This window comes from Micromonospora coerulea (assembly GCF_016598485.1).
In the GTDB taxonomy this organism is placed as follows: domain Bacteria; phylum Actinomycetota; class Actinomycetes; order Mycobacteriales; family Micromonosporaceae; genus Micromonospora; species Micromonospora coerulea.
This window is the reverse complement of record NZ_JAEMUW010000031.1, coordinates 1-21,814: the sequence shown is the minus strand read 5'-3', so window position 1 is coordinate 21,814 and position 21,814 is coordinate 1. Positions and strand designations below refer to the sequence as shown.

General features: G+C 73.0%; 17 protein-coding genes. 3 read left to right on the top strand and 14 right to left on the bottom strand.

Going from position 1 to position 21,814, the window contains the following annotated elements:
* Positions 1–18 precede the first annotated feature (18 nt).
* From I8N68_RS28090 to I8N68_RS28070, 5 genes are all read right to left on the bottom strand, one after another.
* Positions 19–1,197 (bottom strand): ROK family protein, encoded by a 1,179-nt coding sequence (locus I8N68_RS28090; RefSeq protein ID WP_200215511.1) that lies wholly within the window; start codon positions 1,195–1,197, stop codon positions 19–21.
* 335 nt (positions 1,198–1,532) lie between these two features.
* Positions 1,533–2,669: a YihY/virulence factor BrkB family protein gene (locus I8N68_RS28085; RefSeq protein ID WP_200215510.1), complete on the bottom strand. Its 1,137-nt coding sequence runs from the start codon at positions 2,667–2,669 to the stop codon at positions 1,533–1,535.
* Positions 2,670–2,733: 64 nt separating this feature from the next.
* Positions 2,734–3,543 carry an ABC transporter permease gene (locus I8N68_RS28080; protein WP_200215509.1) on the bottom strand — a complete coding sequence of 270 codons (810 nt, stop codon included), beginning with the start codon at positions 3,541–3,543 and terminating at the stop codon, positions 2,734–2,736.
* Positions 3,544–3,554: 11 nt separating this feature from the next.
* Positions 3,555–4,349 carry an ABC transporter permease gene (locus I8N68_RS28075; protein WP_372433875.1) on the bottom strand — a complete coding sequence of 265 codons (795 nt, stop codon included), beginning with the start codon at positions 4,347–4,349 and terminating at the stop codon, positions 3,555–3,557.
* Positions 4,350–4,357: 8 nt separating this feature from the next.
* Positions 4,358–5,290 (bottom strand): ABC transporter ATP-binding protein, encoded by a 933-nt coding sequence (locus tag I8N68_RS28070; protein ID WP_200215507.1) that lies wholly within the window; start codon positions 5,288–5,290, stop codon positions 4,358–4,360.
* 320 nt (positions 5,291–5,610) lie between these two features.
* On the opposite strand from I8N68_RS28070, the gene I8N68_RS28065 reads away from it, so the two are divergent.
* Positions 5,611–7,893, top strand: coding sequence for a TRAP transporter permease (locus I8N68_RS28065; RefSeq protein WP_200215506.1), 2,283 nt, complete (start codon positions 5,611–5,613; stop codon positions 7,891–7,893).
* Entirely contained in the window at positions 7,893–8,912 is a 1,020-nt protein-coding gene (locus I8N68_RS28060; protein ID WP_200215505.1) for a TAXI family TRAP transporter solute-binding subunit, read from the top strand. Before I8N68_RS28065 ends, I8N68_RS28060 begins: the two co-directional genes overlap by 1 nt.
* Positions 8,913–9,041: 129 nt before the next feature.
* Here the strand turns inward: I8N68_RS28060 and I8N68_RS28055 are convergent, their stop codons facing one another.
* The 9 genes from I8N68_RS28055 to ppdK form a co-directional block, all read right to left on the bottom strand.
* Positions 9,042–9,578 carry a hypothetical protein gene (locus tag I8N68_RS28055; protein WP_200215504.1) on the bottom strand — a complete coding sequence of 179 codons (537 nt, stop codon included), beginning with the start codon at positions 9,576–9,578 and terminating at the stop codon, positions 9,042–9,044.
* A complete protein-coding gene (gene dnaG / locus I8N68_RS28050; RefSeq protein ID WP_200215503.1) occupies positions 9,578–11,470 on the bottom strand; it encodes a DNA primase in 1,893 nt (630 codons plus the stop codon). The genes I8N68_RS28055 and dnaG overlap by 1 nt, the downstream gene beginning before the upstream one ends.
* 69 nt (positions 11,471–11,539) lie before the next feature.
* On the bottom strand, positions 11,540–11,788 hold the full coding sequence (locus tag I8N68_RS28045; protein ID WP_200215502.1) for a helix-turn-helix transcriptional regulator: 249 nt from the start codon (positions 11,786–11,788) through the stop codon (positions 11,540–11,542).
* Between the two features lie 10 nt (positions 11,789–11,798).
* Positions 11,799–12,650, bottom strand: a complete 852-nt coding sequence (locus tag I8N68_RS28040) for an ABC transporter permease (RefSeq protein WP_200215501.1) — start codon at positions 12,648–12,650, stop codon at positions 11,799–11,801.
* Complete coding sequence (locus I8N68_RS28035; protein WP_372433872.1) at positions 12,647–13,621, bottom strand: ABC transporter ATP-binding protein; 975 nt, start codon at positions 13,619–13,621, stop codon at positions 12,647–12,649. Before I8N68_RS28035 ends, I8N68_RS28040 begins: the two co-directional genes overlap by 4 nt.
* Positions 13,622–13,745: 124 nt before the next feature.
* Positions 13,746–14,579, bottom strand: coding sequence for a siderophore-interacting protein (locus tag I8N68_RS28030; RefSeq protein WP_200215500.1), 834 nt, complete (start codon positions 14,577–14,579; stop codon positions 13,746–13,748).
* A 108-nt stretch (positions 14,580–14,687) separates the two neighbouring features.
* Positions 14,688–15,941: a deoxyguanosinetriphosphate triphosphohydrolase gene (locus I8N68_RS28025; RefSeq protein ID WP_234040741.1), complete on the bottom strand. Its 1,254-nt coding sequence runs from the start codon at positions 15,939–15,941 to the stop codon at positions 14,688–14,690.
* A gap of 3 nt (positions 15,942–15,944) precedes the next feature.
* Positions 15,945–16,295 carry a VOC family protein gene (locus tag I8N68_RS28020; protein WP_200215499.1) on the bottom strand — a complete coding sequence of 117 codons (351 nt, stop codon included), beginning with the start codon at positions 16,293–16,295 and terminating at the stop codon, positions 15,945–15,947.
* A 196-nt stretch (positions 16,296–16,491) separates the two neighbouring features.
* Positions 16,492–19,200: a pyruvate, phosphate dikinase gene (gene ppdK, locus I8N68_RS28015; protein ID WP_200215498.1), complete on the bottom strand. Its 2,709-nt coding sequence runs from the start codon at positions 19,198–19,200 to the stop codon at positions 16,492–16,494.
* A 289-nt stretch (positions 19,201–19,489) separates the two neighbouring features.
* Here ppdK and I8N68_RS28010 point away from each other — a divergent pair, with 289 nt between their 5' ends.
* Positions 19,490–21,325, top strand: a complete 1,836-nt coding sequence (locus tag I8N68_RS28010; protein ID WP_372433874.1) for a beta-N-acetylhexosaminidase — start codon at positions 19,490–19,492, stop codon at positions 21,323–21,325.
* The last annotated feature ends 489 nt before the right edge of the window (positions 21,326–21,814 follow it).

Below are 21,814 nucleotides of genomic sequence, written 5' to 3'. Positions count from 1 at the left end.
TCGCGGCGTCGGATGCGGTCATGACGCCTCCCCGAAGGCCAGGTCGCTGGCGAGCACGGCCGCCCCGGCGACCCCGGCCCGCGGGCCGAGCTCGGAGAGGACGACGGGCAGGTTGCCGGTGGCCAGCGGCAGCGACCGGCGGTAGACCACGCTGCGGATCTCGGCGAGCAGGATGTGCCCGAGCTGGGCCAGCCCGCCGCCGATCACGATCATCGACGGGTTGGTGAAGCTGACCAGGCCGGCCAGCACGCTGCCGACCCGCCGGCCGCCGTCGCGGATGAGCTGGATGCAGGTCACGTCCCCCTCCGCGGCGCCCTGCGCGACGTCCAGCGCGGTCAGCGCGCCCCGGGCGGTCAGCCGCTCGGCGAGCGCCGGGGAGATGCCGGCCCGGGCCGCCGCGGTCGCCTCCTTGGCCAGCGCGGCGCCGCTGAACAGCGCCTCCAGGCAGCCGAGGTTGCCGCAGGAGCACATCGGACCGTTCGCGTCGACCTGGATGTGGCCGATGTCCCCGGCGCAGCCGTCGGTGCCCCGGTAGACCTCACCGCTGAGGTAGATGCCGCACCCTATCCCGGTGCCGATCTTGATGAAGAGGAAGTCGTCCACCGAGTGGGCGACCCCGCCGTGCCGCTCGCCGATCGCCATGATGTTGACGTCGTTGTCGACCACCGCCGGGCAGCCGTGCTCCCGGGTGAGCAGCTCACGGACGGGGAAGCGGTCCCAGCCGGGCATGATCGGCGGGGAGACGGGCACGCCGTCGCGGAAGCTGACCGGCCCGGGCACGCCGATGCCGACCGCGTCGAGCCGCTCGTACGCGCCGTCCACCTTGGCCTTGTGCAACAGCTCGTTGACCCGTTGGAGGGTGACCTTGGGACCGGAGCGGATATCGGCCGGCTCGGTATAGGCGGCCACCGGTTCGAGCCGTCCGTTGACCACCTCGACATCGATGGAGCTGGCGCCCAGGTCGACCGCGGCGAAGCGCAGCTGCGGGCTCAGCTCGACCAGAGTGGAGCGTCGGCCGCCCCGCGACGCGGCCAGCCCCGCCTCGGCGACGTAGCCGAGGCCGACCAGCCGTTCCAGCTCGGCGAGGAGGCGGGGGCGCGGCATCTGCAACCGGTCGCCGAGCTCCGCCCGGGACACCGCCCCCTCGTCGCGGAGCAGCCGCAGCAGCCGTACGTGCAGGGGGTCCACCGTCCGCACCGGGACTCACCTCCGCATCGGAGTCGTTCACATCGACGCAACGGCGATGTGTCGTGCTCGACACAGTAGGAGCCTTCCGGGCCGCGTGTCCATAGCTTCGGCCGATCCGACGCAAACTTTTGTCCATCTGAGCAAAAGCGCGTAGTGGATCACGGAAAGCAACGCTGGTCACCGGGCTTCCGGAAACAGGAGGGCCGCGCGTGGCAGTGCCACGCGCGGCCCGAGCCCGGGGCGCTGCCCGCGATTGCGCACCGGGTCCGCTACGTCGCCCGGGCCGGGCCCGGGACGGAGAGCGCCCCGCGCGCGGGTGCGGCGGGGCGCTCGGGTCGAGCGGGTCAGCGACCAGCGGCGTTGCGCTTCTTCCTGAGCTTGCGGTCGTCGCGCAGTTCCACGTACGGCTCCTCCTCGACGGGGTGCCCCGCCTCGATGGCCCGGCCGCGCTCCAGCTCGGCGTCGAACTCCGCGCCGAGCAGGATCGCGATGTTGCTCAGCCAGAGCCAGACCAGGAAAATGATCACGCCCGCCAGCGTCCCGTAGGTCTTGTTGTACGAGCCGAAGTTGCTGACGTACAGGGCGAAGAGGCCGGAGACCACCAGCCAGATCACCACGGCCAGCACGCCGCCCGGGCTGACCCAGCGGAAGCCACCGTGCCGGGCGTTCGGCGAGGCCCAGTAGAGGATCGCGAACATCAGGCTGACCAGGATGAGCAGTACCGGCCACTTGGCGATGTTCCACACCGTCAGGGCGGTCGAGCCGAGCCCGATCGCGCTGCCCACCTGCTCGGCGAGCCCACCGGTGAAGACCACGATCACCGCGGCGGCCAGCAGCAGCACGCCGACCAGCGCGGTCACCCCGAGCCGGATCGGCAGGGTCTTCCAGATCGGCCGGCCCTCGGGGACGTCGTAGATGTTGTTCGAGGCGCGCATGAAGGCGGCGATATAGCCGGAGGCCGACCAGAAGGCAGCGAGCACACCAAGGATCGCGGCGACGCTGGCCAGGCCGCCGGAGGCGCCCGCCTGCTCGATCGCCGTCTCGATGATGTCGCGGATGTTCTCCTGCGGCACCGCCTGGTTGACGGTGTCCTTGACCCCCTCGGTGGCACCCTCGCCGAGCAGCCCCAGCACCGAGATGAGCACCAACGTGCCCGGGAAGATCGAGAGGACGCCGTAGTAGGTGAGTGCGGCGGCCCAGTCCGTGAGGCTGTCGTCCTGGAACTCCTTGACCGTGCGCTTCAGCGCGGCCTTCCACCCGGCGCCCGGCAGCTGGGCCGGGCTCTCCGGCCCCTCGTCCGGGCCGACCGGCCCCGAACGGCCCGGGGCACCGCCCCGCCGGTTCCGGCCGTCGCCGGCCGGCTGCCCGCCGCGCAGGTGGGCCCGGTCCCGGGCCCGCTCCACGCCGTGGCGGGCCGCGGAGACCACGCCGGACTCATCGCGGTCGCGCCCGCCCCGGGCGGAAGACTCGTCGGAGGCCATCGCCCCTCCCTCATGCTCGGCATCGTCCGACTCGACATGCCCGAACGGAAAGGGGGTTAACCACCTACTTGTAGAGCAACCTGCCCATCCGCTGCGAGGCCACGAGGAGACCCACCGCGGTCAGCACCAGCAGGTACGCCACGTCGAGCAGCCACGACCAGCCGGACGCGCCCACGGCGATGCCCCGGATCAGGTGCACCGACCGGTAGAGCGGGGTCAGCTCGACCGCCCAGCGCAGCACGGCCGGATACGCCTCCGCCGGGACGAAGGTGCCAGAGAAGAGGAAGAGGGTGAACTGGGCCGAACCCATCAGGTCGAAATCCTGCCAACTGCGCATGAAGGTGGCGACGGCCATGCCGAGCGCGCCGAAGGCGAAGCCGACCAGGACCGCGGCCGGAAAGGCGGTGACCGCCGCGCCGACGCCGGTCAGGCCCATCACCACCATGACCACCAGGAAGGCCGCCGAGTACAGCGACCCCCGGATCATCGCCCAGCCCAGCTCGCCCAGGGCGATCTCGAACGGCTGCACCGGGGTCGCGATGATCCCGTCGTACAGCTTCATGTACTTCATCTTCCCGAAGAAGTTGAAGGTGGTCTCCGCCAGCGCGCCGGTCATCGCCGACGAGGCCAGCATCGCCGGGGCGACGAACGCGGCGTACGAGACGACCCGGCCGCCGGGCAGGGTGAGGTCGCCGACCAGCGCGCCCACCCCGATGCCGATGGAGAACAGGTAGAGCACCGGCTCCAGGAAGCCGGAGAAGAGCACCAGCCAGTAGGCGCTCTTCAGCGACGTGAAGTTGCGCTCGGCCACCGACGCGGAGCGGCGGGGCGCCCCCTCGAAGCTGACCAGCCGGGGCAGGACGAGACCGACCACGACATCCTCCCCTAGACGACGAGACTGCGACGGAACGCCCGCCGGGCCAGCAGCCAGCCGGCGAGCGCCCAGGCGGCGAGGTAGAGCAGGTGGCCGCCGACCGACCACTGGGGCGCCTCGCCGAGCGTGGCGGCCCGGCAGAGGTCCACGCCGTGCCACAGCGGGGTCGCGTACGCCAGCTGGCGCAGCCCCGACGGCAGCGACTCGACCGGGAAGAACACCCCGGCGAAGAGCGTCATCGGGATGACCGCGAAGCGGAACAGCAGCGCCAGGTAGCTGTCGCTCGGCGCCCAGGCGCTGAACGCGAACGTCGGCGCGGCCACCGCCAGGCTGAGCAGCAGCACCACCGGCAGCACCGCCACCGCCCAGGGCGAGCGCAGCGCCCCGAACAGCGCGGTCACCACGAGGAACGCGGCCGTGCTGGTGAACACCCGGAACAGCACGAAGGCGAGATGCCCGGCGAGGATGTCGCCGATCCGCAGCGGCGCCGCGACCTGGGCGAAGTACGTCTTGATCCAGCGGAAGTTGCTCAGCACCGGCCAGGTCGACTCGCCGATCGCCACCTGCAACGCGGTGGACGCGATCAGGCCCGGCACCAGCCAGGCGAGGTAGGGCACGCCGCCGACCCCCTGGTCGACGTACGCGCCGACGCCGACGCCGAAGCCGAGCACGGTGAGCACCGGCAGCAGGAAGGACGAGAAGACCCCCGCCCGCCAGGTGCGCCGGTAGCCCACCAGGTAGTGCGCGAGCACCGCCAGCGCCGGCACCCGCGGCAACGCCGGCCGGACCCGCTCCGCCACGCTCATGTCGGCCATCAGTCCACCAACGTCCGGCCGGTGAGGTGCAGGAAGACGTCCTCGAGGCTGCTGCGCCGAACCAGGACGCTGGCCGGGACGAGGCCGAGCGCGGTGACCTCGGCGACTGCCGCGTCGCCGTCGGCGACGTAGAGCAGGATCCGGTCGGGCAGCACCTCCACCCGCTCCCCCAGCCCGTCGAGCTTGCCGGCGAACGCCTCCTGCGAGTCGGCGGCGAAGCGCAGCTCCACCACCTCCCGGGTGGAGTGCTCCTCGATCAGGGCCCGGGGCGAGCCCTCGGCCACGATCCGCCCACCGTCCATCACCACGAGGCGGTCGCAGAGCTGCTCGGCCTCGTCCATGTAGTGGGTGGTGAGCACCAGGGTGACGCCCTGCTGCGTGAGCCGGAACAGCCGCTCCCAGACCAGGTGCCGGGCCTGCGGGTCGAGCCCGGTGGTGGGCTCGTCGAGCAGGACGATCTCCGGGTTGTTGACCAGCGCGCGGGCGATGGTCAACCGGCGCTTCATGCCGCCGGAGAGCGGCTCGACCTTGCTGTCGGCGCGCTCGGTGAGCTGGACGAAGTCGAGCAGCTCGGCGGCGCGTTCGCGGGCCACCCGGCGGGGGATGCCGAAGTAGCGGGCGTAGGTCGTGAGGTTCTCCCGGACGGTCAGCTCCGGGTCGAGGTTGTCCAGCTGGGGGCAGACGCCCAGCCGGGCCCGGATCGCCGGCCCGTCCCGGACCGGATCCATGCCGAGGATGCGCAGCTCGCCGCCGCTCGGCGGCGAGATGCAGCCGACCATGCGCATGGTGGAGGACTTGCCGGCGCCGTTCGGCCCGAGGAAGCCGAACGCCTCGCCGGCTCGCACCTCGACGTCGATGCCGTCGACGGCGGTGAAGTCGCCGAACCGCTTCACCAGCCCCCGAGCCTGGATGAGTGGTTGAGCAATGGTCACCGGCCGACCCTAGCGGCCGGGTCCGACAGCTTCGACCGGATTAACCGCAACCCACGACAACACGGAGAGTAATGTCCGCTACCCGGCGTGAGCAGCCTGACGGTCCCGCCGCGAGCCGATTGCCGTGGCGATTCCGCCTCATAGTGGACAGATCCATTTCGGACTCGTGCGGCGCGCGGATATCGCCACAGATCTTGCTCGGATACTGCGGAAACCCTTCCGGGACACGGGTGCGCTGAGTGACCGCCACCCGATTTCCGTCACTTGACGCAATCACGAGGGGCAATGCGTAGTGTACGAAATTCGCGTATGTTCCCCTCGTGTCGCCCGTTCGTTCCTCCGACGGCTCTCCCCCGAAGCCCCGGCCCGCCGGCTCCCGGGAGACGACGTCCGCGCCCGACGACGCCGCCCCGGTCACCCTCCCGCCCGACGACGGAACGGTCGGCGATCCGGCCTGGGCCGACGACGGACCGACCGGCGCCCACCCCGACACCCGGGAACTCGCCGCCCGGTTCGAGGACGAGAAACCGGGGCGCGTCCTTTCCGGACCGATCGGGCTGCTGTTCAGCGGGGCGACGCTGGCGATCGCACTGCTCGCGCTCTGGCAGGTCTTCTTCCCGCTCCCGCAGGGCAGCAAGTATTACCTGATCATCTTCCTGACCGGCGTCCTGCCGATGGTCTTCCTCGCGTACCCGGCGGACCTGCGACTGCCCCACCGGCGCGGAACGGCCGACGCCCCCGGCCCACCGGCCGACGGGCCCGCCGTACCGGCCGACGGTGCGGCGACGGGGGTCGGGACGGCGGCAGGCCGGGCGGCGAAGGGGCCCACCCCGATCGACTGGGCGCTCGCCGTCGCGGCGCTGGTGAGCTGCCTTTACCCGGTGCTACCGGTCACCCTCGGCGCCGGCGGTGGCGGGTACGACGCGTTCCTCGACCGGCAGGGCCTGCTCGTTCCGCTGGACGTCGCGATGGGCACCGTGCTGCTGCTCCTGCTGCTGGAGGCGTGCCGGCGCACCACCGGGTGGATCCTCCCCGCGGTCTGCGTGCTCTTCCTGGCCTACGGCTACTACGGCGGGCTGCTGCCGCAGTCCTGGCCGGTGGCCCACGCCGGCCTCGACTTCGGCCAGCTCGTCGACGCCTTCTACAACTCCGACAGCGGCTTCTACGGGACGCCGCTGGACGTCGCGGCCTCGTACATCGTGCTCTTCACCATCTACGGCGCGGTGCTGGACCTCTCCGGGGCGGGCCGATTCTTCGTGGAGCTCTCCGCCGCCGCCTTCCGGCGCTCCCGGACGGCCGCCGGGCGCACCGCCGTCGCCTCCGGTTTCCTGCTCGGCACCGTCTCCGGATCGGGTGCCGCGACGACGGTGAGCATCGGCGCGGTGACCTGGCCGATCCTGCGCCGGGCCGGCTACCCGGCGGAGCGTGCGGGCGGCATGCTGGCCGCCGCGGGCGTGGGGGCGATCCTCTCCCCGCCCACCCTCGGCGCGGCGGCCTTCATCATCGCCGAGTACCTGGGCGTGTCGTACCTCCAGGTGCTCGGCTGGGCGACCGTCCCGACGGTCCTCTACTACCTCGGCATCCTGCTCTCGGTCGAGATCGACGCCCGGCGCTCCGGCGTGCGCCCGGTGGTGATCGACACCGGCTCTGCCTGGCGGCTGCTGGCCCGCTTCGGCTACCACTTCCTCTCGCTGCTCGTGATCATCGTGTTGCTCGCGCTCGGCATGTCCGCGACGCGGGCCGTGGTGGCCGCCACCGTCCTGGCCGCCGCGCTGTCCTTCCTGGACCGGCGGCACCGGCTCAGCCCCGCCCGCCTGGTGGCCGCGCTCAGCGGCGGCGTGCGCGGGGTACTCGCAGTGACCGCGGTCTGCGCCGCGGCGGGCATCATCACGGCGACCACCACCAAGACCGGCCTCGGCCCGCAGGCGGCCGCGCTGCTGGTCGGCGGGGCGCAGGCGGTCAGCTCGGACCCGGCGGTGGTGCTGGCGCTCACCGCGCTGCTCGCCGCGATCGCGCTCAGCCTGCTCGGCCTGGCCGTGCCGGTCACCGCCTCGTTCGTGATCGGCTGGGTGATCATCGGCCCGGCCCTGCTCAACCTGGGCGTCGCCGCGCCCGCCGCGGCGATGTTCGTCTTCTACTTCGCGGTCCTGTCCGAGGTCTCCCCGCCGACCGCGCTCGCGGCGGTGGCCGCCGCAGCGGTGACCGGCGGCCGGCTGGTGCCGACCATGTGGCAGACCCTGCGGTACGCCCTGCCGGCCTACCTCATCCCGATCGCCTTCGTGATCACCCCGGCTGGCCTCGGGCTGCTCGGCATCGGCGGTCCGGGGCGGATCGCCGTGGCCGGGGCGGTCGTTGCGCTCAGCGTCGCCGTGCTGGCCGTCGCGGCGGGCGGCTGGCTGCCCGGCATCGGCCCGGCAGGCCCGCCGGAGCGGCTGCTCGGCGCGCTCGCCGGGCTGGCGCTGCTCTGGCTGGAACCCGTACCCGTCACGGTCGGCGCGGTCCTGGCCGCCGCGACGGTGGCGGGTGTGCTCGTACGACGCGGCGCCGCCGACCGGGCCGACGCGCCATCGCCATCACCAGTGAACCAGCGGGAGGAGATGTAGTGGGACGGATGAACGTGCGGATCGCCGCGGGGGTGGGCGCGCTGGCCATCGTCGCGGCGGGTGCCGCCGGATGCGGGGGCCGTCAGGGCGGCGCGGCGAAGGACGACGCCGCCAGCGAGGTCACCTGCAAGGTCACCGAGAACACGCGGGTCGGCATCGCCACCGGCAACGCCACCGGGGTCTACTACGTGGTCGGCAACGCCCTGGCCGGCCAGCTCTCCGCGGCCACTGACGGCAAGCTGACCGGCACCGCCGCGGAGACCGGCGCCTCGGTGCAGAACGTCGAGCAGCTGGTCGGCGGCCAGTACGACGTCGCCTTCTCGCTCTTCGACACGGCGGTCAACGCGGTGCAGGGCAAGGGCAGCTTCACCGCCCCGCAGCCGGTCGAGGCGCTCGCCCGGATCTACGACAACTACACCCAGGTGGTGGTCCGCGCCGAATCGGGGATCACCTCGGTCGCCGACATGAAGGGCAGGAAGATCTCCACCGGCTCCCCCAAGTCCGGCACCGAGGTCATCGCGAACCGGCTGCTGCAGGCCGCCGGGCTGGACCCGGCCAAGGACATCCAGGCGCAGCGGCTCGACCTGACCAAGACCGTCGAGGGTATGAAGGACGGCAGCATCGACGGCTTCTTCTGGTCCGGCGGGCTGCCCACCGGCGGGGTGACCGACCTGTTCACCACCGCCGGCGACAAGGTGAAGTTCATAGACATCACTCCGCTGCTGCCGAAGATGACCGAACTCAACCCCGCGTACCAGGCCGGGACGATCCGCGCGGACGTCTACCGGACCACGGCAGACACCCCCACCATCGTGGTGCCGAATGTGCTGCTGGTCCGAAAGAACCTCGACGCGAACGTCGCCTGCGCGATCACGAAGACGGTCTTCGAGAAGAAGGACGCCCTCGCCCAGGCCAATCCGGCCGCCAAGGGCATCAGCCTGGAGAACGCCCGCAAGACCGACCCCGTGCCACTGCACCGGGGCGCGGCCAAGGCGTTGCAGGACCTCGGCGCAAACTGATCCACCCGGGCCGGGTCCGGACATCCCGTCCGGGCCTGGCATCGCGGCCGGGCGCTCGCCCCGGGTCGCGCCGGGCCCGCCCCCGGCACCCGGTTCACTGGCGGCTCGGCTCCACCGTTGGGGTACGCCTCAGACGTCGGCCGGAGCGGTCGCGGCGCGGGCGGCGGCGACCAGCCGGTCGGTCTCGGCGGTCACCGCCTCGTCGTCGACCGGGGTGCCCGGGTCGTAGCGGACCGTCCAGGTCAGCCCGTCCACGCCGGCCACCCGGCGGGCGGCGATCCGGCCGGCGCCGCCGGGCACCTCGTGGTGCGCGGTGTACGCCACCGACCGGGTGACCCGGGCCCGCACCTGGTGCGGCAGCTCCCCCGGGTCGAGCAGCAGGTACGTCTCGGCGGGGCAGTCGGCCACCACCAGGTAACCGTCCCGCTCGGCGACCGGGTCGGCCGGGGTGACGGTGAGCTCGCGCCCCGACCAGACCGCCTTGAGGATGTCGTGCCAGCCCAGCCGGTGCCCGCGGCCGGGCAGCCAGAGCCCGAGGTTGCTGGCCACGACCACGCCGTCGCCCTCGCCGTTGCCGACGGCGGCCCAGGCGAGCACCCGCTCGTCGGCGGCCAGCGGCGGGCGGGCGGCCGGCGGCAGCTTCGGCTTGCGGTTGAACAGTCCCATCACAGCCCTCCCGCGGCCTGCTCGCGCAGTGCCCGAGCGTGCTGCTCCAGGGAGAGCAGCTCCCCGAAGAGCGCGAAGTACTCGTCCTTGTTGCTGACCGGGTTGATCCGCTGGATCTTGGACTTGAGGTCCCTGATCCGGCTGGTGACCGAGCCCCACTGGAGCCGGGCCATGGTGATCGACACGTAGCGCGGGTCCGGCTCGCCGTCGATGCGCAGCGGTTCGACGGCCAGCTCGCCGACGAGCGCGCGGGCGGCCAGGTCCTCGCAGGCGTCGCGGACCTGCTCGATCCAGACCGCGCCGCCGGTGGCCGCCGCCGCGCCACCGGCCGCCGCGACCGCGGCGCGCACCGCCCCGTGGACGGGGTGCCGGTACTCGCCGGACTCGATCGCGTCGAACATCGGGCCGGCCAGCACCGGCTCCTGGAGGGCGAGCTTCAGCGCCTCCCGCTCGACCATCGACTGCGGGCTGTCCACTGCGGGCACGGCCGGGGCCGGGCGGGCCGGGGCGGGGCGCTCGCCGGACGGCTGGCCGTTGCCGGCGGTCAGCACCGCCCGCTGCACCGGCTCGATCTCCATACCGAGGTCACCGGCGAGCTTGCGGACGTACTCCGGGCGCTTCTCCCGATCCTTGATCTTCGCGACCAGCGGGGCGGCCCGGCGCATCGCCTCCACCCGGCCGTCGACGGTGTCCAGGTCGTACCGGTTGATCAGGTGGCGGAGCGCGAAGTCGACCAGCGGCTCGCGGCGGGCGACCAGGTCCCGGACCGCCAGGTCGCCCTTGGCCAGCCGCAGCTCGCACGGGTCCATGTTGTCCGGGCTGACCGCGATGAAGGTGCGCCCGACGAAGCGCTGGTCGTCCTCGAACGCGCGCAGCGCGGCCTTCTGGCCGGCGGCGTCGCCGTCGAAGGTGAAGATGATCTCGCCGGCCACCGCGTCGGTGTCCAGCAGCAGGCGGCGCAGTACGCCGATGTGGTCCGAGCCGAAGGCGGTGCCGCAGGTCGCCACGGCGGTGGTGACGCCGGCCAGGTGGCAGGCCATCACATCGGTGTAGCCCTCGACCACGACCACCTTGCCCTGCTTGGCGATCTCCCGCTTGGCCTGGTCGATGCCGTAGAGGACGTGCGACTTCTTGTAAATCGGCGTCTCGGGGGTGTTCAGGTACTTCGGGCCGTCGTCGTCGTCGAAGAGCCTGCGGGCGCCGAACCCGATGACGTCGCCGGTGAGGTCGCGGATCGGCCAGAGCAGCCGGCGGCGGAACCGGTCGATCAGCGAGCCCGACCGGGCGGGCCGGGACAGCCCGGCGGTGACCAGCTCGTCGTGGCTGAAGCCCTGCTGGCGCAGGTGCTTGGTGAGCAGGTCCCAACCGTCCGGGGCGAAGCCGCAGCCGTACCGCTCGGCGGCGGCCCGGTCGAAGCCGCGCTGGGCCAGGAACTCCCGGGCCGGCCGCGCGCCGGCCGTGGTGAGCTGCCCCCGGTAGAACTCCACCGCGGCGGCGTGCGCGGCCACCAGGCGCTGCCGCTGCCCCTGCTGGGGGCGGCTGCGCGGGGCGGATCGGTCGTCCTCCACGTACCGCAGCTGGAGGCCGGCGCGGGCGGCGAGCCGCTCGACGGACTCGACGAAGCTCAGGTGCTCCGCGTCCATCAGGAACTTGATCGCGTCGCCGCCGGCCCCGCAACCGAAGCAGTACCAGACGTTGCGGGCGGGCGAGACGTTGAACGACGGGCTCTTCTCGTCGTGGAACGGGCAGAGCCCCTTCAGGTTGCCGCCGCCGGCCGACTTCAGGGTGACCGTGTCGGAGATGACCTCGGCGATGGAGGTGCGCTCGCGGACCAGCGCGATGTCCTCGTCCCGGATCCGCCCCGCCAATTGCGCCACCTCCTCGGCGTACATCCTGCCCTGCCGGACCGGCGATCCGGCGGTCGGGGCACGGCCGTGTGGCGAACGCCGCCGGCCGCCGGGTCAGGCGGTGCGGCCGGCGGCGGCGGCGTCCCCGATCCGCGGGAACGGCTCGATCGAGAAGACCACCTCCACCGGCACCTCGAAGTACGCGGCGATCCGCAGCGCCAGGTGCAGGCTCGGCCGAAACTCGCCCCGCTCCAGGTAGCCGACGGTCTGATAGTGCACGCCGAGGGCGTCGGCGAGCTGCCGGCGGGAGATGCCCCGCTCGGCGCGCAGCATCGCGATCCGGTTGTACACCGTCTCACTCATGGCCGCCCTCTCATACCACCCGCTGCATGGCGCGCTCCCGGCGCGCGGCGACCCGCGAGCCCGACTCCCGGCGGGCCATCCGGCGCAGCACCACCGGGGCCAGCACCAGCCCGAGCACCGCCCAGAGGCCCAGCACGCCGAGCGTCTCCAGGTGCCGCCAGGAGCCGTCCATCTCGACCGCGGCCAAGCCGTCCGGGAGCAGCGCCGAGCGCATGCCCAACCCTAGCCAGTAGATCGGGAAGACCTGCGCGACGGCCTGGAGCCAGCCGGGGTAGCCGTTGATCGGGTAGAAGATGCCGGAGAGGGCGACCAGGCCCATCGTCGGGAGCATGACCAGGCCGAGGTTGCGCGGGTTCTCGATCAGCGAGCCGATGACCGCACCCATGGGCAGGGTGGCGACCAGACCGAGCACGGCGACCCAGGCCAGGGTGAACCAGGCCGCGGGACTGGTCACCCGGAGCCCGTCCAGGAAGAACAACGCCGGTACCAGCTGGATGAACATGCTGACCAGGGCGACCGCCGACATCAAAGTGATCTTGCCGACCAGGTAGCCCAGCATCCCGTTCGGGGTGGCCTTGGCGCGCAGCAGGGTGCCGTCCTCCCGCTCGACCACCAGCTGCTGGGCCAGCACGAGCATGCCGCCGAAGGCCAACCCCATGCCGAGGGCGCTGGGCAGCGTCCGGGCGCCGAGGGAGAAGGTGGTGCCGGGCACGGTGGCGCCGCGCATGAAGAACATCGCGACCAGCAGCACCGCGGTGGGGAAGAAGTAGTTCCACAGGTCCTGGAAGTTGGTGAAGGTGTTGCGCAGCTCGATCACGCCGCGCCGCACGCCGGCCCGGACGGCGGCTCCGGTCGGGCTCATCGCTCGTCTCCCGTCTGCCAGACCCGGGCGGCCGCGCCGACCCGGGCACCGGACTCCTGCTCGTACACCAGCGCCATGTAGGCGTCCTCCAGGCTGGCCCGGCGGACCTCCAGCTCCCGCACCGCGTCGCCGTGCTGCCGCAGCAGCTCGCGGACGAAGCCCGTCGCGTCCGTCGCGGCGTGCACGAACCGCTCCCCGCCGCGGGTCCACCGGATCTCCGCGTCCCCGGCCACCCGGCGGGCCAGCTCGTCCGGCGAGCCGTCGGCGATGATCCGCCCGCCGGCCAGGATCAGGATCCGGTCGGCGAGCTTCTCGGCCTCGTCGAGGTCGTGGGTGGTGAGCAGGATGGTGGTCTCGTCGGAGTCGGCGAGCCGGTGGACGAGTTCGTGGAACTCGCGGCGGGCGGCCGGGTCGAAGCCGACGGTGGGCTCGTCGAGGAAGAGCAGCTCCGGGCGGCCGACGATGCCGACCGCCACGTCCAGCCGGCGACGCTGGCCGCCGGAGAGCTGGTGCACCCGCCTCTCGGCGTGCACGGCGAGGCCGACCGTGTCCAACAGCTCGTCGACCGGCCAGGGGCGACGGATCCGGTCGGTCGCGTAGGGCGCGTAGAAGTCGCCGAGGTGGGCCAGCAGGTCCCGGACCCGCCACTTGCCGTGGTCCCGCCAGGACTGGAGCACCACGCCCATCTGGGCCCGCCACCGCTCGTCGCCCCGGCCGGGGTCGACCCCGAGGACGCGGACGTCGCCGGCCGAACGCAGCCGGAAGCCCTCGAGGATCTCGATGGTGGTGGTCTTGCCGGCCCCGTTCGGCCCGAGCAGGGCGAGCACCTCGCCGCGCCGGGCGGTGAAGTCGACCCCGTGCAGCACGTCGACGCTGCCGTAGCGCATGCGCAGGTCGCGGACGTCGAGGACGAGGTGGTCGTCGGGTGCGTGGGGAGCCGCGTCGACTCCCGGTAGTTCGACCGCGGTCATGGCCGCTCCCCGGGTATGCGTCGGATCAGTACGGCGAAATGTAGCACCCCTACTACATCCCGAGGTAGACCCACTCCCGCCGGAGCGCAGGGTGCCGTCGGACCGCGAGCCGGACCGCGACCGGTCAGGCGGCGACCATCGCCTCCACGGCCTCGGCCTGGGCGTTCCAGTCCGCCTTGGTGGAGCGCCAGCCCTCGTCGTTCATGCCGAGGCGCCAGTAGCCGGAGATGGAGAGCGCCTCCCGGGGCACCCCGCGCTCGACCCGCAGCAGCCGGCGCAACTCCTTGACGAAGCCCGCCTCGCCATGCACGAAGGCGTGCACCGCGCCGGGCGGGAAGTCCAGCGCCGTCACCGCCGCGACCAGCGCCGCGCCGACCGAACGACCGGCCCGGTGCAGCCAGGTCAGCTCCACCGCGCCGGGGCTGGCCAGCGGCAACTCGTCGGCCGGGCCGGCCACCTCGAGGAAGACCTTGGCGGGCGCGCCGACCGGCAGCCGCTCCAGGGCGGCGGCGATCGCCGGCAGGGCGCTCTCGTCCCCGACCAGCAGGTGCCAGTCGGCGGCCGGGTCCGGGGCGTACGCGCCACCGGGGCCGGTGAAGAGCACCCGGTCGCCCGGGCGCAGGGCGGCGGCCCACGGACCGGCAAGCCCCTCGTCGCCGTGGTGCACCACGTCCACGGTCAGCTCGCCCGCGACCGCGTCCCAGGCCCGCACGGTGTACGCCCGCAGTCGCGGCCACCGCTCCCGGGGCAGGTCACGCTTGAGCGCGGCCAGGTCGACCGGGTGCGGGTAGACCACCCCGGCGGGCGGGAAGAGGAACTTGATGTAGTGGTCGGTGTACGCGCCCACCGGCAGGCCGGTCAGCTCCTCGCCGCCCAGCACCAGCCGGATCAGGTGCGGGGTGGGCCGCTCGGTCCGCAGGACGGTGGCGGCGGTGACCTTCTTCGGGCGCTCACTCATGCTGCTTAGGCTAACCTAAGTCATCCGGAGCGCCCACCGACCGCCCCCCGCGCCCGCCGGCGCCGGCGCCGGGCGCGCCGGTTGAGCGCGGGGCCACCCGCCGGGCGGTCAGCCGAGACCGGGCCGGGCGCCCACCAGGCGGCCGTGCCAGGCGAGCGCCGCCGGGTCGGTGAGCGAGGCCACCTGGTCGACCACCACCCGCAGCCGGGCCGCGTCGTCCGGCGCGTCCCGCCACAGCGGGGCGAAGACCGGGTCGAGCCCCTCCGGCGCCCGGTCGACCAGGACGGCGACCAGCTCGGCGAGGATCTCCCGTTGCACGGCGTACCGGGGGCCGGCGCCCGGGCGGCGCATCACGTACCGCAGCGCGATGCCCTTGAGCAGCGCGCACTGCGCCCGGATCCGGCGGGGCACCACCAGGTCGGCGGCGTACCGACGGTGCGGGCCGGGGCCGAAGCGTTGCTGGGTGGCGGCCACCACGGTCGAGACGAACCGCCCGGTGAGCACGCTGGTGGTCGCCTTCAACGCCGCCTGGGCGCGGTGGCTGCCGTCGTACCCGACGAGCGGGGCGAGCACCGGGTCGGCCGCCAGCTCGACCAGCACCCCGCCCAGGTCGTCCGGGGACTCCCCCGAGTACGCGGCCGCCACGTCGGCGCAGAGCGCCCGCCGCTCGTCGGCGTCCTCGAGCAGCGGGCGCAGGCTGACGTACCCGCCGTGGATGCCGTCCTCGACGTCGTGCACCGAGTAGGCCACGTCGTCGGCCCAGTCCATCACCTGCGCCTCGAGGCAGCGCCGGCCGTCGGCCGGGGCGCCGGCACGGAACCAGTCGAAGACCGGGCGGTCGTCGGCGTACACGCCGAACTTGCGCCGGCCGGGGCGGCGCGGCCACGGGTACTTGCTGACCGCGTCGAGGGAGGCCCGGGTCAGGTTGAGCCCGGCGGGGCGCCCGTCCGGGGCGAGCACCTTCGCTTCCAGCCGGGTGAGCACCCGCAGCGTCTGGGCGTTGCCCTCGAAGCCGCCGCAGTCGGCGGCCAGCTCGTCGAGCGCCTCCTCGCCGTTGTGCCCGAACGGCGGGTGCCCGAGGTCGTGCGCCAGCCCGGCGGTGTCCACCACGTCGGGGTCGCAGCCCAGCCGGGCCCCCATCTCGCGGGCGATCTGCGCCACCTCCAGCGAGTGGGTCAGCCGGGTTCGCAGGAAGTCGTCGGTGCCGGCCGTGTGCACCTGGGTCTTCGCGGCGAGCCGGCGGAATGCGGCCGAGTGCAGCACCCGCGCCCGGTCCCGCTCGTACGGCGACCGCCCGTACCCGGTGTCCTTGGGCGCCTCGTCGATCAGGCGCGCCGCATCGTCAGACGGACCGGCGCTCAACCGTCATCCCCGCTGTCGCAGCACGCAGAACTCGTTGCCCTCCGGGTCGGCCAGCACCGTCCACTGCACGTCCCCCTGGCCCACGTCGACGTGCCGGGCGCCCATGTCGACCAGCCGCTCGACCTCGGCCTCCTGGTCGGCCGGGCGCAAGTCGATGTGCAGCCGGTTCTTGGTGACCTTGCCGTCCGCGACCGGGACGAACACGATGCCCGGGGCCACGTCCGGTGCCCGCCGGATCTCCACCTCGTCCGGCTTGTCGCTGATCACCTGGTAGCCGAGCGCCTCCGCCCACCAGTGGGCGAGCCGGGACGGGTCCTGGGCATCGACGGTCAGGCTCTCCCAGACGCTGGTCATGCGGCCATCCTTCCCCGGTTGATCAGACAGTGCGCCAAGGCTACGCCCGCCCGCCTGATTCGGCGCGCCCCCGCCCCACCGCCTCCCGTGGCGCCCCCGCCGTCGATCCAGAGAGATCACGGTGATCGGAGATCAACCAACGACGGCCTGCCCTGGATCGACCCGGCGGTGGGCGTGGGGAGGTAGGTGGGTCGGGTCAGCGGGAGTCGGAGCCGTCGGTCTCCACCGCGGCGCGGCCGGCCTCCAGGCGGGCCACCGGGACCCGGAAGGGGGAGCAGGAGACGTAGTCCAGGCCGACCTCGTGGAAGAAGTGCACCGAATCGGGGTCCCCGCCGTGCTCACCGCAGACGCCGAGCTTCAGCTCGGGCCGGGCGGCCCGGCCCTCCTCGGCGGCGATTCGGACCAGCCGGCCGACGCCTTCCCGGTCGATCGACTCGAACGGCGAGATGCCGAAGATGCCCAGCTCCAGGTAGCGCCAGAAGAACGCCCCCTCGACGTCGTCGCGGGAGAAGCCCCAGGCCATCTGGGTCAGGTCGTTGGTGCCGAAGGAGAAGAACTGCGCCGCCTCGGCGATCTGCCCGGCGGTCAGCGCCGCCCGGGGTACCTCGATCATGGTGCCGATCAGCACCTCGACGCCGCTGTCCGCGACCACCTCGGCGATGATCTTCTCGGCCTCGGCGCGGACCGTCTCCAGCTCCTGCACCGCGCCGACCAGCGGGACCATGATCTCCGGCTTGGCCACCGCGCCGCTGCGGGCGACCGTGACGGCCGCCTCGGCGATCGCCCGGACCTGCATGGCGAACAGGCCGGGGATGACCAGACCCAGCCGTACGCCGCGCAGGCCGAGCATCGGGTTCTCCTCGTGCATCCGCCGCACGGCGGCGAGCAGCGCCTCCTCCTTGGCCACGTCCTCGCCGCGCTCCTGGGCGACCGCGACGTTGACCGCGAGCTGCTCCAGCGGCGGCAGGAACTCGTGCAGCGGCGGGTCGATCAGCCGCACGGTGACCGGCAGGCCGTCCATCTCGCGGAAGATCTCCTCGAAGTCGGCCCGCTGCAGCGGCAGCAGCGCCGCCAGCGCGCCGTCCCGCTCGTCGTCGGTGCGGGCCAGGATCAGCCGCTCCACCAGCTCCCGCCGGTCGCCGAGGAACATGTGCTCGGTGCGGCACAGGCCGATGCCCTCGGCACCGAACCGCCGCGCCCGCGCGGCGTCCGCGCCGGTGTCGGCGTTCGTCCGGACCGCCAGCCGCCGCTTGCCGTCGGCGTGCGTCATGATCCGGTGTACGGCCCGGACCAGCGCGTTGTCGATGTGCTCCGGATCGAGGCTGCCCTCGAAGTACTGCACCACCTCCGACGGCATGACCGGCACCTCGCCGAGGTAGACCTTGCCGGTGGTGCCGTCGATGGAGACGACGTCACCCTCGCTGACCGTCTGCCCGGCCACGGTGAACTTCTTCGCCGGCACGTTGACGTCGATCTCGTCGGCGCCGGAGACGCAGGTCTTGCCCATGCCGCGGGCCACCACGGCGGCGTGGCTGGTCTTGCCGCCGCGCGAGGTGAGAATGCCCTTGGCGGCGATCATGCCGTTGAGGTCGTCGGGGTTGGTCTCCCGGCGGACCAGGATCACCGCCTCCCCCTCGGCGGCCAGCTCGACCGCGCGGGCGGAGGTGAAGACCACCTTGCCGGAGGCGGCGCCCGGCGAGGCGCCGATGCCCTTGGCCACCGGCTGGAACTCGTGGTCGAGCCGGAACCGGGGGAACATCAGCTGGGCGAGCTGCGCGCCGTTGACCCGGTGCAGCGCCTCGTCCAGGTCGATCAGGCCCTCGTCGACGAGCTGCCCGGCGATGACGAACGCGGCGGCGGCGGTGCGCTTGCCGACCCGGGTCTGGAGCATCCAGAGCTTGCCGCGCTCGATGGTGAACTCGATGTCGCAGAGGTCCTTGTAGTGCTCCTCCAGCCGGGCCATGAAGCTGAGCAGCTCGTCGTAGGACTTCTTGTCGAGCTGCTCCAACTCCTGCAACGGCACGGTGTTGCGGATGCCGGCGACGACGTCCTCGCCCTGCGCGTTGGCCAGGTAGTCACCGTAGATGCCCTGCGCGCCGCTGCCCGGGTCGCGGGTGAAGGCGACGCCGGTGCCGGAGTCGGAGCCGAGGTTGCCGAAGACCATGGCCACCACGTTGACCGCGGTGCCCAGGTCGGCCGGGATCCGCTCCTGCCGGCGGTAGACCACCGCGCGCTCGGCGTTCCACGACTCGAAGACCGCGCGGATGGCCAGGTCGAGCTGCTCCCGGGGCTCCTGCGGGAACTCCCGGCCGGTGTGCTTGGCGAAGATCCGCTTGTACGCGTCGACCAGCCCGCGCAGATCGTCCGCGTCCAGGTCCAGGTCGTTCGTCGTACCCTTGGCGCGCTTGGCCTCGTCGAGCGCGTGCTCGAACTCCTCGCCCGGCACCTCGCACACGGTCTTGCCGAACATCTGGATCAGCCGGCGGTAGGAGTCCCAGGCGAACCGGTCGTTCCCGCCCGCCTGTGCGCTCAGCCCGACGACGCTGCGGTCGTTGAGGCCGACGTTGAGGACGGTCTCCATCATGCCGGGCATGGAGAACTTCGCGCCGGAGCGCACGGAGACGAGCAGCGGGTCCTGCGGGTCGCCGAGCTTGCGCCCCATCTCCCGCTCCAGGGACTCCAGGTGCGCCTCGATCTGGCCGGCCAGCCCGTCCGGCTCCCGGCCGGTGGCCAGGTACGCCTTGCAGGCCTCGGTGGTGATGGTGAAGCCGGGCGGGACCGGCAGGCCGAGGTTGGTCATCTCGGCGAGATTGGCACCCTTGCCGCCGAGCAGCTCCTTGAGCTCCTTGTTGCCCTCGGCGAAGTCGTAGACGTACTTGTGATCGACCGTCTCTTGCGCTGCCACCGGAGCCTCCCACACGCGTCCGCATTGACACTTAACGAAGGTTCAGTTGCTCATACCCCGGAGCCGACCACCGCTAATCCCGGTGTCGTCCGCGATCGTGGGCGAAGGTTAAGCGAACATCGAGTGGCCCGGGACCGTTCGGTGACAATAGGCACAGCCATCACGACTTTCCGCGTTCGTGCCGGTTTCTGGGAACGGTTCCACGCGCACGATCACGCATTGCCGCTCCCCCTCGTACTCTTGACAGCGCTCGTTTTGCCGAACCTCACCTTTGCCATATCCGACGCGAATACACCCGGGAGCCGTCGCCGTGCCGCCCACCCCCTCCGCCACCCCCGCCACCGGTCCGGACCCGTTGGGACCGGCCACGACGGCACCCGCGACCGACCCGGCCGGACTCCCCGCCCACCAGCCGGCGGCGGCCGACCTGGCCCGGGTGGCCGCGCGGACGGCCGCCGACCTGCTCGCCGGGCCGGCCCCGGTCCGCCTCGGCGACGTGATCCCGGCCCCCGAGCGGGTGGCGGCGGACCCGACCGCCGACTTCGTTCTACCGGCGGACGCCGCGGTCCGGGTCAGCCTCGACCCGGCAGCCCGGGACGTCGGCGAGCAGCTCGCCGAGCTGCTGCGCCCGGCGACCGGCTACCCGCTGCCGGTCACCGACGTGGCCGACCCCGAGGGTCCGCTCGTGCTCACCCTGGCCGGCCCGGGTCCGCTGGCCGTAGGCGTCAGCGGCGAGGTCGGCGCGGTCGACCTGGGCGACGAGGGGTACCGGCTCGACGTGACCACCGGCGGGGTCCGGATCGTCGCCGTCACCCCGGCCGGGCTCTTCCACGGGGTGCAGACGCTGCGGCAGCTCCTCCCGGCGGCGATCGACAGCCCGACCCCGGTCGCCGAGCGGTGGGTGGTGCCCGGTGGGCTGATCGTGGACCGGCCCCGGTTCCCGTACCGGGGCGCGATGCTCGACGTGGCGCGGCACTTCTTCGGCGTGGCCGACGTGCTGCGGGTGATCGACCACCTGGCCCGGTACAAGCTCAACCACCTGCACCTGCACCTCACCGACGACCAGGGCTGGCGGATCGCGATCGACTCCTGGCCCCGGCTCGCCACCGTCGGCGGCAGCACGGAGGTGGGTGGCGGCCCCGGCGGCTGGTACACCGCCGCCGACTACCGACGCATCGTCCGCTACGCCGCCCGCCGGCACGTCACCGTGGTGCCGGAGATCGACCTGCCCGGGCACACCAACGCGGCGCTGGTCGCATACCCCGAGCTGGCGCCGGGCAAGATCCCGCCGCCGCCGTACACCGGCACCGACGTCGGCTTCAGCTACGTCGATCCGGCCGACGAGCGGACGTACGACTTCGTCGCCGACGTGCTCGGCGAGGTGGCCGCCCTCACCCCGGGGCCATGGCTGCACATCGGCGGCGACGAGGCGTTCAAGGTCAAGGGTGCGGCGTACACCGGCTTCGTCGAGCGGGCGCAGCGGATCGTCGCCGGACTGGGCAAGACCGTGGTCGGCTGGCACCAGCTCGCGCCGGCCGCGCACCTGGACGGGCGGGTGCTCCAGTGGTGGGGCACCAACGGCGACGACCCGGACATCGCCGCCGCCGTACGCCAGGGCGCCCGGCTGATCCTCTCCCCCGGCAACCACGCCTACTTCGACATGAAGTACGCCCCGGACACCCCCATCGGGCACGACTGGGCCGGCCTGATCGACGTGCGCCGGGCGTACGACTGGGACCCGGGGACGCACCTGACCGGCGTCCCGGCCGACGCCGTGCTCGGCGTCGAGGCGCCGCTCTGGACGGAGTCAGTCACCTCGCTGGCGGAGATCGAGTTCATGCTGCTGCCCCGGCTGCCCGCCACCGCCGAACTGGGCTGGTCACCCCGGGCGGCCCACGACTGGGTCGGGTTCCGGGACCGACTGGCCGGCCAGGGCCCGCGGTGGGACCGGGCGGGAATCGCCTTCCACCGGTCCCCGGACGTCCCCTGGTCCGGCGAGCCGGCTGCGCCGCGGCCGACGGTGCCGCGCCAGTTGACCGCCGAGGTCACGGATCGGGCCTCCGGCCAGGTCCACCCCGACCCGGCCGGAACGCCCGGACCTCCGCCCGCCACGAACGGAGCGTGACAACCCGCGCCCAAATCGGCCGCCGCGAGCAGTGACCGGTTTTCCGGCGGCCGGCCCGTCGCCGCGCGCTCCACCCACTGCGGGCCCTGGCGTCTGGCGTCGCCCGGAAAGGTCGGGGTGTCCGGGTCGGGCTGGGCCCGGGTGGGCGGGGGGTCCGGTTCGGGGTGGAGTGTCCGGTGGCCGGGACCACCCCGGGGGTGGAATGGCGGCGGGGTGCCGGGTCGTTGAACATGGCATACCACCGAGGAACCCCACCCCGGTGCGCCGCCTGGAAACCGCAGGGCGGTGGGAACACCCGGCCGGCCGGGACCGTTACCTACCCCTGGAACCCCGGCCCCAGCCGGAGCCCGTGAGCCTGGTGGAATGCGCCGCCGGCCCGGGTGGTTACCTCCCCCTGGACGCCCGAGCACAGGCCACTGCCGCCGGGCAGATCCTGCCAAGACTTTCCGTTTCACGCGGCACCACCGCAGCCCCCTGCGGGTGTCGTGT